Source organism: Fischerella thermalis PCC 7521, from assembly GCF_000317225.1.
Taxonomy (GTDB): Bacteria; Cyanobacteriota; Cyanobacteriia; order Cyanobacteriales; family Nostocaceae; genus Fischerella; species Fischerella thermalis.
Window position 1 is genome coordinate 79,062 of the sequence record NZ_AJLL01000061.1, and the last position, 13,939, is coordinate 93,000.

11 protein-coding genes and 2 pseudogenes are annotated in these 13,939 nt (G+C 42.5%); 7 read left to right on the forward strand and 6 right to left on the reverse strand.

Annotated features, from left to right (window positions below; translation table 11 throughout):
* The first annotated feature begins 58 nt into the window (after window positions 1-58).
* Both UYK_RS0113160 and UYK_RS0113165 read left to right on the forward strand, forming a co-directional pair.
* Window positions 59-2,083 carry a type I secretion C-terminal target domain-containing protein gene (locus UYK_RS0113160; RefSeq protein WP_009457303.1) on the forward strand — a complete coding sequence of 675 codons (2,025 nt, stop codon included), beginning with the start codon at window positions 59-61 and terminating at the stop codon, window positions 2,081-2,083.
* A gap of 79 nt (window positions 2,084-2,162) precedes the next feature.
* Window positions 2,163-3,155 carry a CAP domain-containing protein gene (locus tag UYK_RS0113165; RefSeq protein WP_026086459.1) on the forward strand — a complete coding sequence of 331 codons (993 nt, stop codon included), beginning with the start codon at window positions 2,163-2,165 and terminating at the stop codon, window positions 3,153-3,155.
* 256 nt (window positions 3,156-3,411) lie between these two features.
* On the opposite strand, the gene UYK_RS0113170 is transcribed toward UYK_RS0113165, so the two are convergent.
* The 3 genes from UYK_RS0113170 to UYK_RS0113180 form a co-directional block, all read right to left on the reverse strand.
* Window positions 3,412-3,693 (reverse strand): hypothetical protein, encoded by a 282-nt coding sequence (locus tag UYK_RS0113170; RefSeq protein ID WP_009457301.1) that lies wholly within the window; start codon window positions 3,691-3,693, stop codon window positions 3,412-3,414.
* An 89-nt stretch (window positions 3,694-3,782) separates the two neighbouring features.
* Window positions 3,783-4,829 carry an ABC transporter permease gene (locus UYK_RS0113175; protein ID WP_009457300.1) on the reverse strand — a complete coding sequence of 349 codons (1,047 nt, stop codon included), beginning with the start codon at window positions 4,827-4,829 and terminating at the stop codon, window positions 3,783-3,785.
* Between the two features lie 133 nt (window positions 4,830-4,962).
* Window positions 4,963-5,481 (reverse strand): adenine phosphoribosyltransferase, encoded by a 519-nt coding sequence (locus UYK_RS0113180; protein ID WP_009457299.1) that lies wholly within the window; start codon window positions 5,479-5,481, stop codon window positions 4,963-4,965.
* A 514-nt stretch (window positions 5,482-5,995) separates the two neighbouring features.
* Here UYK_RS0113180 and UYK_RS0113185 point away from each other — a divergent pair.
* Both UYK_RS0113185 and UYK_RS0113190 read left to right on the forward strand, forming a co-directional pair.
* Entirely contained in the window at window positions 5,996-6,622 is a 627-nt protein-coding gene (locus UYK_RS0113185; RefSeq protein ID WP_009457298.1) for a DUF3038 domain-containing protein, read from the forward strand.
* Complete coding sequence (locus tag UYK_RS0113190) at window positions 6,619-8,187, forward strand: DUF4335 domain-containing protein (RefSeq protein WP_009457297.1); 1,569 nt, start codon at window positions 6,619-6,621, stop codon at window positions 8,185-8,187. The genes UYK_RS0113185 and UYK_RS0113190 overlap by 4 nt, the downstream gene beginning before the upstream one ends.
* Window positions 8,188-8,292: 105 nt before the next feature.
* Here the strand turns inward: UYK_RS0113190 and UYK_RS0113195 are convergent, their stop codons facing one another.
* Window positions 8,293-10,566, reverse strand: coding sequence for a transglycosylase domain-containing protein (locus UYK_RS0113195; protein ID WP_009457296.1), 2,274 nt, complete (start codon window positions 10,564-10,566; stop codon window positions 8,293-8,295).
* Window positions 10,567-11,007: 441 nt separating this feature from the next.
* On the opposite strand from UYK_RS0113195, the gene UYK_RS0113200 reads away from it, so the two are divergent.
* Window positions 11,008-11,589, forward strand: coding sequence for a hypothetical protein (locus UYK_RS0113200; protein WP_016871540.1), 582 nt, complete (start codon window positions 11,008-11,010; stop codon window positions 11,587-11,589).
* 221 nt (window positions 11,590-11,810) lie between these two features.
* Here the strand turns inward: UYK_RS0113200 and lspA are convergent, their stop codons facing one another.
* Both lspA and UYK_RS0113210 read right to left on the reverse strand, forming a co-directional pair.
* Window positions 11,811-12,284 (reverse strand): signal peptidase II, encoded by a 474-nt coding sequence (lspA, locus tag UYK_RS0113205; RefSeq protein WP_026086460.1) that lies wholly within the window; start codon window positions 12,282-12,284, stop codon window positions 11,811-11,813.
* An 88-nt stretch (window positions 12,285-12,372) separates the two neighbouring features.
* Window positions 12,373-12,960, reverse strand: a complete 588-nt coding sequence (locus UYK_RS0113210) for a biotin transporter BioY (RefSeq protein ID WP_009457293.1) — start codon at window positions 12,958-12,960, stop codon at window positions 12,373-12,375.
* 512 nt (window positions 12,961-13,472) lie between these two features.
* Here UYK_RS0113210 and UYK_RS0113215 point away from each other — a divergent pair.
* Window positions 13,473-13,700 (forward strand): annotated as a pseudogene (locus UYK_RS0113215) (hypothetical protein); the annotation flags it as partial.
* Window positions 13,701-13,761: 61 nt separating this feature from the next.
* A pseudogene (locus UYK_RS27275) lies at window positions 13,762-13,875 on the forward strand (phosphate ABC transporter ATP-binding protein); the annotation flags it as partial.
* Window positions 13,876-13,939: the final 64 nt, after the last annotated feature.

Genomic DNA, 13,939 nt, shown 5'->3' on the forward strand with positions numbered 1-13,939 from the left:
GGTATAGGAGTGTGGTGTGTAGGGGAAAAACCATTTGGCGTTAATCAAAGGGATAATCATGGCGAATACTTTAGGCGTAAACCTGCATGGAGTTTCTTACTGGTCTAGCCAATTACCATTTTTGGATCACTTCAAAACGGCCAGTGACTGGATGCCTCAAAATTCCAAAACAGGAGACAAGCCGCAAGGAATTCAACTGGATTTAGATGAAAATGGTTGGGTAAAATCCTTACCGAAATCAGGCAGTGGCAATTATGATAGCGTTCAAACTCTGGTCAATCTCATCTCTCCCGCACCAGGAGTCAAAGAAAACTACCCTAGTGGTAAATATGTAGTTTTGTACGAAGGCGAGGGCAAGCTAGAGTATGGCTCGGATGCCAAGCTCGATACCAGTGCTTCTAAACCTGGTCGTGATGTAATTAATGTCACGCCTTCTAGTAAGGGAATATCCTTATCTCTTACCGAAACAGACCCTAAAGGTACAGGAAATTATCTTCGCAACATCCGCCTTGTACCTGAAGCCGAGGAAAAAAATTACCAGAAACAGGTATTTAATCCTACCTTTGTTGAGAAAACTGACAATTACTCCACCCTCCGATTTATGGATTGGATGGGTACTAACAACTCCAAACAGAGTGATTGGCAAAATCGGCCGACAGTTGACAGTTCTACTTACACCTACTTTAATAAGGGTGTGCCTGTAGAAGTAATGGTTGACTTAGCCAATCGTACTGGGGCGAATCCTTGGTTTAATATGCCCCACCAAGCCTCCGATGAATACATGGCTAACTTTGCCAAGGTTGTCAAAGAAAAGCTCAACCCCAACCTGAAGGTTTATGTAGAATATTCCAACGAAGTGTGGAATGGTGCTTTTGGTCAACATCAATGGGCGCAGGAGCAAGGGCAAAAGTTGGGTGGTGACTGGACAGACTGGCACAGTCGCCGTACAGAACAGATGGGTGATATTTGGGATAAAGCCTTTGGCAACGATCGCGATCGCGTGGTCACGGTTCTCGGCGCTCAGAATGGTAACTTACAGTTGACTGAGCAACTGGTGCAGAAGGTGAAGGCGTACGATCCAAATTCTACAGTAGATGCGATCGGCATTGCTCCTTACCTGGGGATATTTGTAACTCCCAACAAACAAGATTGGACACTTGCAGAATCGGAAGTAGAAAGCTGGACTAAAGAACCAGACGGAGGTTTGAACAAAGTCTTTGACTACTTGAACAAAACAGAACTACCCAAACAACTAGACAACATCAGCAAGCATTCAGAACAGGCGAAAAAATATGGTCTGGATCTAGTTGGCTATGAAGGTGGACAGCATCTGACAGGGCTTAACGGGTCAGAGAATAATCAGGCAATCACTGATTTATTTATCGAGGCTAACCGTGACCCACGTATGGGGCAAGTGTATAAAGAATACCTCGAAGGTTGGGACAAGCTAAGTGGTGATAGTGAACTTGTCGTCTACTCCGACATTGTCACACCAACTAAATGGGGGGCTTGGGGTGCTTTAGAACACGTTAACCAATCTACTTCTCCGAAATGGGAGGTGATACAAGATTTTATCAACAATGGTGGTAACTCTCAATCAGCTACTCCCATCACACAAACTGCTAGTAACGGGAGTGATACCTTCAATAATGGTCAAAGTCAGACCGAAGTCAAGGGGTATATGCACGATCGCGGTGTCGATATCCTCATGGGTAGTTCAAACAATGATGAACTATCAGGAGGTAAAGGCCAAGATACTCTCAATAGCTTGGGAGAAGATGAATTAACTGGTGGTGCTGGGCGCGATCGCTTTATCTATCAGGATGTGCAAAGCCAAGGAGATACCATTACTGATTTTGACCACAATCAAGATGCGATCGACTTGCGTCAAATTATGTCTGGTCCAGCTTATAGCGGCTCAAATAAATTCTCTGACTACCTGGACCTTCAACAGGTTGGTAGTGATACAGCCGTTCGGCTAGACATCGATGGAAGTCAAAAATCCGGTGGTTTCGAGAATTTGATGATGTTGTCAAACGTTGATGCATCCAGTTTAAGCCCCAGTAACTTTGTTCTGAGTTAGTGATTTATAGGGCGCACGGTTGTGCGCCCTGACAGGGGTGCATGGCTATTTCTATTTGGAAAAATGTGAGGATAGTGAAATGGCGACAAACAATATGACATTTGAACAACAAGTTGTTGAGCTAACAAACCAAGAACGAGCTAAAAATGGTCTTGCACCTCTAAAAGAGAATGCTGAACTCAACTATGCTGCTGACGAATATGCTGAACAGATGTCAGAAACTGGTGTTTTGAGTCACACAGCGCCAGATGGTTCTCGCCCGTGGGATCGAGCAAAGGCTGTTGGTTATGAAGCGCAAACAATGGGCGAAAACATCGCCGCAGGTCAAAAAACTCCTGAACAGGTTGTGGCTGATTGGATGAACAGTCCTGGACACCGGGCTAATATTCTCAATCCCAAATATACTGAAATCGGTGTTGGCTTTGATGACAATTACTGGGTTCAGAAGTTTGGTAGTGGTGATCTTAACCCTGATAGCTACATCCCAAATTCCTCATCTTCTGATACTTCTGGATCTTCTAAACCTACACCTCAACCAGGTGATGATACTGATACCGGGAGTGGCGAAACGGTTAAGCCACCAGAAAGCAGCCAAGATGATGATGTCATTGAGGGTAGCCCAACGAATGATCAATTGAATGGAGGAAATAAGAAAAAACCCCTCACGGGTGATGCTGATGTCGATATGCTGACTGGTGATCAAGGCAAAAATGTATTACCCGGAGGAAAAGATAAAAATGTCCTCAAGGTCGGTGATTGGAACAAGAACCTCCTTGATATTCTTTTTGGTGGTAGAAGCGATCGCCTAGTATATGGCACTGTACAAGACCAAGACGTGATTGCTGGTGCTGATACTAATCAGAACGGAAGCAACCTGCGTCAAATTTTGGCCGGCCAGGTTAATAGCGGTCAAAATCAATTCTCTGATTACCTGAAACCCAAAAACATTGGTGGTGATACCACTAGTTGTTTTGACGTATTTGACAATACAAAACTTGGTGGGTTTGATAATTCCTCTGTGATGCCAAACTTAGATGCATCTAAATTAACTAGTGGTAACTTCATGAAGTAATCCAGGGAAATAGGAATAAAGAGGAACATAGACGCGCCCTGCGCTGCTTCGGTGCAGGGTAAATCAACATTCTCGCGGCTGTGTTGGGTAAGCCCACGCTCAACAAATAAACAGGACTTACGCAAAATACCTCTCCAACTCTTATTCCTCCGTGTCCTCTGCGCCTCTGTGGTTTTATTATTTCGTGATTTGTCCGTAAGTCCTAATAAATCGATGCTATTAGCCAAGGATTTTAATCCTTGGTGGTTTTTGGTTTTTAACCTTGTTGTAAAAATTCAATTTTTGGTAACAACGGATCAGTAACCATAGCCACACCACCAAAACCCCAACGTTTGAGCAAAGCTTTTAGCTGGGAACCAGGAATAGATTCCACAGCAAAACGATTCGCTAATTCTCCCGCGTGGGTGTTGAGATAGCTAAGAGCATCAGAGTGTTCACGAAACATTAATAGGTAACTCACACCTTCTACATTGGGATGGGCTGTGAGATAACGACCGTCAGTTTTTGACCTTACTAAATAATAAATTTCGGAAAACATAGTTAATGGTCAATTGTTATTGGTTGGTTGTTGGTTGTTGGTTGGAATAACAAACAACAAACAACCAATAACCAACAACAAATAAAGGACTAATTTAAATTTTCTAAACGAATACGAGGATCGGCGGCTTTGAGTAACAAATCTGCTATCAAGTTACCAACTATTAATAACACTGCACCCATTACTAAGCTTGCCATCAGTAAATATAAATCTTGATTTTGCACTGCTTGCAAAGTTAATCTTCCTAAACCGGGCCAATTGAAGAAAAATTCAGCAATAAATGCACCACTTAGTAAACCCGCCAGTTCAAAACCTAACAAAGTTATTAAGGGGTTGATGGCGTTCCGCAAAGCATGAACGTAAATGACTCGATTTTCTGGTAGCCCTTTAGCGCGAGCTGTTTGAATGTAATCTTGACGCAGTACATCTAATAGTTCACCACGAGTAATGCGCTGTAACCCAGCAAAGCTAGTGATGCTGAGGGCGATAGTGGGTAAAATCATGTGCCAGCCGACATCGAGAATTTTACCAAACCATGTCAAATCAGTGTAATTGATGCTGGTCATCCCACCTACAGGAAATAGGGGAGTAGTCAATTGAGCAAAAATCAGCAATAACAAAGCAGTGATAAAACTGGGAAATCCTTGTCCAGCATAGCTAATCACTTGTAAAATTCGGTCTGTAAAGCGATTTTGCTTTACAGCAGCAACGATACCCAACGGAATAGCGATCGCCCAAGTCACAATCAAAGAAGAGATCGCCAATAATAAAGTTGCTGGAACTCGCTCCCAAATCAGTGACGCTACAGAACGCTGGTAAACAAAACTTGTGCCAAAATCCCCTTTAGTGATAATACGCCACAGCCAAAGAAAAAATTGCTCTGGCCATGACTTATCCAAACCAAATTGTCGCCTGAGTTGTTCAATTCTCGCTGGATCGATTTTTGGATTTTGCTGTAGTGTGGATAAAAAATCTCCAGGAGCAAGTTGAATAATAAAAAACGACAACGCCGACGCCAAAAACAAAGTTAACAGCGCCTGCAATAATCTTTTAATCACATAAAGAAAAGTTTCGCTAGTAAATGTCCTCACTAGCCAATGCCAAAATACTTCCGGGGAAATTTTTGTGGTAGTCATTTGTCATTAGTCCTTTGTCATTAGTCATTAGTCATTCGTTATTTGCCATTTTTTTAGTCCTTTGCTATTTGTAACAAGTAGTAACTATTAATCAATGACCAATGACCAATGACCAATGACCAATGATTAATGATTAATATTCAACAAGGCTGACAATCGGCACATCTGGCAGATTTTTACGCCCTTGTAAATCTCGTAGCTCGATAATAAACCCAAATCCTACCAGTTCGCAGCCGATTTTTTCTACTAGTTTTGCTGTTGCGCCTGCGGTTCCACCTGTGGCAATCAAATCGTCTACAATCAAAACTCGACTTTGGGGGTGCAAAGCATCTTGATGTACTTCCAAACAATCTTTACCGTACTCTAGTTCATATTCAATCGAATGTACTGCTGCTGGTAGTTTACCTGGTTTACGGACAGGGATAAAACCAGCTCCTAATTGATAAGCCAGAGGTGTGCCAAACATGAAGCCCCGTGACTCCATTCCAATCACGTAATCTGCTTTCAGTCCGGCGTCTAAAATTTTTTGTGTAAACAAATCTATGGTGTAGCGCAGCCCTTGGGGGTCGCGCAGTAGTGTAGTAATATCTCGAAATAAAATTCCGGATTTAGGAAAATCTGGAATATCACGAATCAGAGATTTTAGGTCCATAGGTAAAGATAGATAGCGTAGATGAAGGTGGAACAAAATTTAGAGAAAGGTTAAAGAGAAAAAGCTGATGGTGGGGAAAGAGGGAGAAAGATTTCACCCCACTACCCCGCCTCCCTGTAACAGAAGCTCACCACCTTATCTGGTGAACACCTTTATTTGCCCTCTTAATTGCCTAATATCCGGACGGAAATACATCAGGCGATGGCGGGCAGCTACCTGACAAATCGTACACTATTATGTCGTAGGCTTTGAATTAGTAATAAATGCCATCCATTGACGATTACCGGAAATTACACCAAGGTAAGGATGAAATGATACTAAGTAAACTATAAGAAACAACTGTGTTTGGAAAACTTGCATTTGTGTATGCGGAAAACTTTAAGTAGAACGGGTAAGTTAATGTATGTATCGGGCAACTATGCCCTCATCACAACTAAACACATGCCACGCCATCTTGGCTATATATCTTAAATTAGTTTTACCGACTCTGTCGCAGCCGTACAAGGTATTTATAATGAATGTCTCCGCTAGTTTATCGCCTTATAACAGTCCAACTCCCCAGTCACCGCCGATGATTTTGGATACTTTACCTGATCCTGCTATTGAAGGACAGGTCTGCCCTCGTAAAACTAGGGTGCAAATAGACTTAATTTTATTGGCAATTGAAGCTTTGGAACTTGGTGGTTCAGAAGCTATTTTGTCGTTTGCACAAGAGTTGGAATTGAAAGGAATTATTAAAGACAGGGTGAATTTGTGGCGAATGCGTAGCACTAATCCCCTCAGAAGAGCGCACAATCGCCGCTCTTTGACAATCATGGAAGCCAAAGCTTTGGTGGTAATTGCTTGCTATTTAGCACGGCGCTTGACAGTTGTGATCCGTCAGTTGCTCATGATCTACCAGCAACTGGATGAAAAGCAGATTCCCCTGGAACAAAATTTGCGATTATCTAATTACCTAGAAAGGTTTAGAGCGCATTTCAAAAGCCGGATGAATCCACGACGTTCAGGGATAATGGCATTAAATTCAGATGAAAAATTAGATGAGTTGGCTATAGATCTGCTGGGTAAATTACTATTTTGTACCGGTACGGCTGGTATGCAGCGGTTTTGGATCAGTCTTTTTGACGGTGAAGTGGAATGAATATTCAACGTAAGTATAGTCTACCGAATTGTACGCTAGTTCTAGAGGGTTTAAGTGATGCTACAAGGGCTGCACAGTTTCAGGAACTGCGCCCAGCATTATCTATATTGGTGAATGCAGAATGTTATCTCTCAGGTTACACTCAACCACTATCGGGTGGCAGGGAATTTTTTGAAAGTTTGGTGAGGACAGTTAGTGCCTATGCTCAAGAATTTTTGAGTGGTGTTTCTCACCCACAAGCACACAATTTTGATTCGGAATTGGTGCAAATGCAGAAGGTCGATAAAAATCGACATCGGTTGTTTGTCAGTTCAGAAATTCCCAATTGGCAAGCTTCACAGCCTGGTTATGTTACTGATGGCAAGCAGCCAATTCAAATAGATTTAAATACAGTGCAGTTGTTTGATTTGGTAGAAGCGGTTGATCAATTTTTTGCTGATACTCAAACTTTACCAGAGCTATCACTAGAATTACAACCAGTTCCCAAACGCTATGGCTCGACCAATGAGGTTTTGCTCAAGCAAGCAGTACCAGCTACTGTAGGAGTGACTAGTTTGGCAGCAGCAGCGATCGCTTTTGCCATGATCCCACCACCTCCACCACCACAACCAGCTACACAGCAACAAACTGGTTCCACAACCTCAAGTGTCGCTCCTACAACCCCAGCTACTACCACTCCTTCAGAGCCTACTAACCAACTTGTAGCTACAAATCCTACCCCAACAAGTGTAGATGCACAAATAGCTGCGACTCCAGCATTTACTCCTACTCCCAGTGTTAATGAACAGATAGCAGCAACTCCCGAATTTACTCCTACACCCACTTCTACGACTGTTGCTAACCCCATACCTCCTTCATCGTCTTTAGTAAATCAAGATTTAGAAGCACTTTTAACTAGTGTTCCGGAAATTACAGATGCATCTCAGTTACGTGCCTTAAACCGCCAAGTTTATAATCAAATTCATCCCAACTGGAAAAATCGCCAAGGATTGAAGGAAGATTTAGTCTTCCGCGTGGGTGTAGCAGCAGATGGTGCGATTGTTGGTTACAAAGCTGTCAATCCAGGAGCAAATGAAGCTGTTAACCAAACTCCTTTACCAAATTTAATTTATAATCCTGCTGTTCGCCCCCCCATTACCAACGAACCGATCGCTCAATATCGAGTCGTCTTCACTAGAGATGGTATACTGCAAGTTAGCCCTTGGCGGGGTTACACAACAAAACCGGATGTTGTCGGAGCTAAAATTACTGACAGCAATCAAGTCAAACAGTTAAAGCAACAACTGTATAATAGTATCCGCCACAATTGGTCTGGCAAACCCAGCTATACAATCGATTTAAAATATCGTGTGGCAGTTAACAAAGATGGCATCATTGCCGATTATGAACCACTGAACCAAGTAGCATTTGATTACTTCCGAGAAACGCCCCTGCCACAAATGTTTCAATCATCTAATGTCTCAAATCTATCAGTGCCAATTAGCAAAGAACCTCTGGCTCATTTCCAAGTCATCTTTCAGCCGAATGGCAAACTAGAAATTACTCCCTGGCAGGGGTATCAGTGAATAGGGGAGCGGGGATCGAGAATTGGGTATTGTATTGAAAGTTGGTTGGTTTATTACTCTCTGTTCCTTGTCTTCCTTGTCCTCCCTGTCCGCGCTCCCCGCTCCCTATCGAACGACTCTACCCATATAATTTCCCCACAGTTGGGCAGCTTGAGCGCTACTACCAGATGTAGGGGAGTTGTTGTCGTTGCCAAGCCAGATACCAGTCACTAGTTGGCGACTAGGAATATAACCAATAAACCATAAGTCAACGTTGTCGTTGGTTGTACCTGTTTTACCAGATACTGGGAAATCGCCGATCGCAGCACGCCCACCAGTACCATTTGTGACTACTCCTCGGAGTAAGCGAGTCATAGTATCAGCTATATCCTTTCGCAGTACGCGTTTGTTGGCCTCGGCATCCTTGTCGAAAGAGTAAATTACACGGCAAGTCTTTAAATCTTTGCGATCGCGGCAATCACTACTATCTAAGATGCGGCTGATAGCGTGGGGACGGTTCCACACACCGTGATTACTAATAGCGCCAAAAGCACCAGTCATTTCCAAAACATTGACTTCGCTTTGTCCTAGCACTAATCCTGGTACTGGATCTAAACTTGATTTAACTCCTAAACGCTTTGCCATCTCTACCACTTTATTTAGCCCTACTTGCCTGGCAAGTCGTAGGGCAATGGGGTTTTCAGACTGGGCAAGTCCAGTGGCAAGACTTAAACTCACATCAGAACCTGCCCGACAAGGTTTATAGGTAAAACCCTGCCAAGTTAGAGGAGCGCAGGAATAAGTCGCAGCGGGTGAAATTCCCTGTTCCAAAGCGGCAGTGTAAGCAAATACTTTAAAGGTGGAGCCTGGTTGTCTTTTGGCTTGATATGCTCGATTGAACTGACTCGTTCTATAGTCTGTACCACCCACCATTGCCCGAATAGCGCCAGTACTGGAATCTAGGGTAACTATTGCTCCTTGGGAGAAACCAAAAACTCCGCCAGCGCTGTTGACATAGTTACGCAATGAGGCTTCTGCCTGTTGTTGCATACCAATATCAAGCTGAGTTTCAATGATAAAGTTACCTTCACCCGCTAAATCTTTTCCCAAGATCGATTCCAGTTCTTGGAAAATATAACTGTAGAAATAGGGAGCGATCGTTTTTGCCTGCTGTTCACAAACTTTGGGGCTGACATCCACAGGCGATCGCCTGGCTCGATTATAGTCATCCTGCTTGATTTTGCCAGCCTCTAACATTCGCCGTAGTACGCGGTTGCGATACTCTATAATTCGTGTTCTGCTCTGGTTATCGCCGCAGAAATTAAAACTGTTGGGCCCGGGTAAAATACCCACCAAAGTGGCAGATTCAGCCAAAGTTAACTCTTTGGCTGACTTGTCAAAGTAATACCGTGCTGCATCTTCAAATCCAGAAGTATCTGCCCCTAAAAATACTCGGTTTAAATAAGTCAATAAAATTGTGTCTTTGCTGTAAAAAGTTTCTAATTTCAAAGAGACAATCGCCTCTCGTACTTTGCGCCCCAGGGAATCTTGCCTACCGACATAATCACGGAACAAACTGCGGGCGACTTGCTGGGTAATTGTACTAGCACCTTGTTGGACATCACCACTACGAGTATTGATTAGGACAGCTCGGAGAATGCCATAGGGATCTACTCCAAAGTGCCAGTAGTAACGGCTATCTTCAGAGGCGATTACCGCCGCAGGCAAATACGGACCGAAATCTTGCAGGCGTTTCATGTCTACATGAGCAGTATTCCTTGGCTCACGTAATGGTGTTTCGCCATCACCAGCATATACAACTACAGGAGCGCTTGTCGGGTTAGGTAGGGGTCTAACGGAAAATTTTAGCCATTCTGCACCAATCACTAGCAGCATCAGGGCGCTCACACTACTGATACCGTAAGCAGTCCAAGTTGCTGCTTTGATGTACCAAGGGGGTGGATCAACGTATTGTAGCCTGACGGAGGCAGCTAATTCTGGTGGTCCCAAGGTGAGAACATCACCATGACGTAATTCTAGGGATGTGAGCCGACGCTTACCGCGATAAATGCCATTGGTGGAATTTTCATCTTTGATCACAAAAACAGGTTGCCGTTGAGTAGAATCCCGCGACAGTGACAGGTGAATTTGGCTGACAACTGGGTTGCGGACAACAATATCACAGGATTTGGAACTGCGACCCAAGATATAGCGATCGCCCAACAGCGGATATACTTCTGCCTTATCCGCCCCCGCATCCTGTACCCAAAGTTCTGGTACTCTGGCATTGGGCTTAAGTGCTAGTTTAGAAAAATCAACCCGAGCTTGAATTGTCTGTACTGCTTGCGTTATCTGACCAAGCAATGTTTGTGGCTTTTGAGGGGGCTGGGGGGAACTCATCGGCTATAGAAACCACGGATATTACTGAAAAATCGGCGAATTGCCATCTCGATGTTAGTATTCCACCATTGTACTCATAACGCTATGAAGACGTTGGCAGCACAGAGTTGTTCCCGATTTTTCTTGACATCAAGATAATATATACCAATATGACTTTGAACGTTAATTTTTTTACATCTTGATTGAGTATCCAAATTTGCTCTTTTTTCTGTTAGTTTTATCTTTAAAATAAACGAATTGCTTGCATGACGGCAGCTAAAGCTTAAACTTATGAATATTTATTTCTACTAAAAGTTTATTATAGAATGATTTAATTGTTACAATCTCAATAACCGAAACATGTAAACGACAAAAATACATCTACTTTTAGGCAGATTTTATAAAGCCTATTGTTTGATTTAATGGGCCGAGTATTCTTTGAAGGTGTTGAGGTTAAGTAATATGAAGGGGAAATTTCTTACCCTAACAGGTACAGCCCTGACTCTGGCATTAACCAGCAATATTGCTGCTGCCCAAATCACCAAATTTCCTGAACTAAGTCAACAACAAACAGAAACAACTGCTAAAACTCCAGAAATCAAGCTTTCACCAGAAGGCATGAAAATTCTGTGTCAGTATTTTCCATTGAATTCCCGGTGTCAGGGAACATCTAGCAATACTACAACACCAGACAGTACAACTACTCCGGCTCCTGACAGTACAACTCCAGAGGACACAACTCCGGCTCCTGACAGTACAACTCCAGAGGACACAACTCCGTCTCCGGATAGCACAACTACTCCGGCTCCTGACAGTACAACTCCGTCTCCAGACTCAACCAGTCCAACTCAGATCACTCCTGCACCAGACAGCACAGTTCCGGCTCCGGATAGTACAACTCCGTCTCCAGACTCAACCAGTCCAACTCAGATCACTCCTGCGCCAGACAGCACAGTTCCGGCTCCGGATAGTACAACTCCGTCTCCAGACTCAATGAACCCAACTCAAATGACTCCTGGTAGTGGTACTGGCACTGGTAACTAACTAATTACAAAAATCAGGCTTCCCATTGTTTATGAGATGACTCTGATACAAATTTATTAGTCTTTGACGTGTTTAACAATTTGCGGCTTTTTTAGAAGACAAGAGGCTATCTTGAATGGCCTCTTGTGTCTTTATAGGAATTGGGGATCAGGTATTGTGAGGAGTGTGGGGAGTGTTGGAGAAATCTTTATCCGCGTCTTTCTTGTCCTCCTTGTTCCCCTTTAATACCTACGACCAGAGCTTGGTGTTTTTTGAAAAGTGGCAATCAGCAGACAGACAATGCCAATATTAATAAACACATCTGCCAAATTAAATACTGGGAAGTTAATCAGTCGAAAGTCCAGAAAATCAACAACATAGCCTAAAGCAAAGCGGTCTATACCATTACCCATAGCACCGCCTAAGATTAAACCATAGCCTAACTGCTCCCAACGGTTTAAGAGCGGGCCAAACCATGCCAAAGCTATGAGTGCTAAACTCACTCCCAAAGATAGCCAGCGTAACCACTCTACTTTTCCTGATAGCAAACTAAAAGCTGCACCAGTATTAGTTACATAAGTTAGGTGAAATATACCAGGTAACAATGGTAATGTTTGTTGCAAGCTAAAGGTTTGTACCACCCAAAATTTGGTGATTTGGTCTAAAAAAAAAGCAACAAAGGCAATAATCCAGAAGAATTTATTTTTTAAACGCATGGCAAAGTAGTTATTAGTCATTAGTCATTGGTCATTAGTCATTAGGTCATTGGTCACATGACAATAACAAATGACAAATGACAAAAGACTAATAAAACATCAAGTGCCGTAGCACATACGCTATGACAGTGACAGCACAGATGACAGCTAGTTGACCTGGTAGTGCAAACCAAGAGTATTTGAGGATTGCTTGCATCAGGGTCAGAGTTTCTGTACTATGCAACTGCAAAACATAGCTGAGAATCAAATAACTAATACCGCAGACGTGAACAGTTAACAAGCCACATACACAACTAAAAGCTAGTGCTTCCAGTCTAGGTCTAGCCTTAAAGGCAAAAAAGCCACAAATCCAGGCTCCTGGAATAAAACCTAGTAAATAGCCAAACTGCGATAGCTTAACATAGCCAGGGCCACCACCAGCAGCAAATACGGGTAACAAAGTTAACCCCATAACTAAATAAGCTATCTGGGAAATGGCACCAGCATTTTTGCCTCCTAAACATCCTACAAGTAATACCCCACCAATTTGAAAAGTCACACCCAGGGAAAAGGTGTGAATTCCATGCTTACTCCAACTCCACGGTAAGGTGGTAATATTTGCTTCTAAGAAGGTTCCACCCATAGTTAGCAGTAAGCCAATCATAGACCATAAAAGTTGATTTGACGCGGCTAGCATTTACAATACACTCGTACAAATGATTCTGATGTAAAAGCGAAAATAACTAATATAATGTTTGCTTGAATACTTATACTGTCGCGTGGGCTGGTAATTGGTAATTGGTAATGCTATATTTTATCCTTTTCTTGAGAAAGATCATTATAATTTAATTTGTCTGATTTTTCTTTGTGTAAGCAGCAAAGTTTTTGCAGAAGTTTGCTCTTAAAAAACACAGGGATATAGGGGTATAAGATGTAGGAGAAAAATTGTGTTTCTTTCATCTGTCATTTGTCCGTAGCGAAAGTCCTATGAAATGGATTCAAAAACTTACCTAGTCAGATCATTGCAAACTTGAACTTCTGCCAGTGAAATAATTTTCTTGGCAAAACCAAAAGTTGGTGTCGGATATCAATAAAGAAAGTGTTGATGTGGTAAATTAGTAGTATTAATTATAAGTAGCTTGACCACAATATTTGTTTTTTGTTGAGATTTTAATTCTGCTGCGATCGCATTTTTATCAACTTTTTCGATTAGATAAAGGCTTTATTTGGCTAAAACGGATATTTGCTCTAGCGATCGCTGCTATTTTATTGTGGATAGACATAGAGCTTGGTATTGAGTCTGTACCTGCCATCCAGGAATTTGGTTTATTCCGCTTTTTAAGTGAAAGTAATTGGAACCCTGTCACTAATGTATACAGTGTGCTACCACAAGTTTATGGTACACTGGTTAGTGATTTTATTGACTTACTAGTTGCAAAAAAATACACACTATTTCCGCTAATTTCCACATCTATAATCAAAAGTTAAGTCAGCAATCTCAGAAAAAGGTGGTCGTACTGGCTACTTGGTAGAATATGACCGTACGGAGGCAATTTTCCAAAATCCCCAACAAGAAGCTACCAAAGAATACGTAAGTGGTAAGTTTGGTTAAGACTGTACCCTAAGCAGGACAGCAATTAGGATGCATAAAATTAAGTTATAAAGCTGGTTCTCTT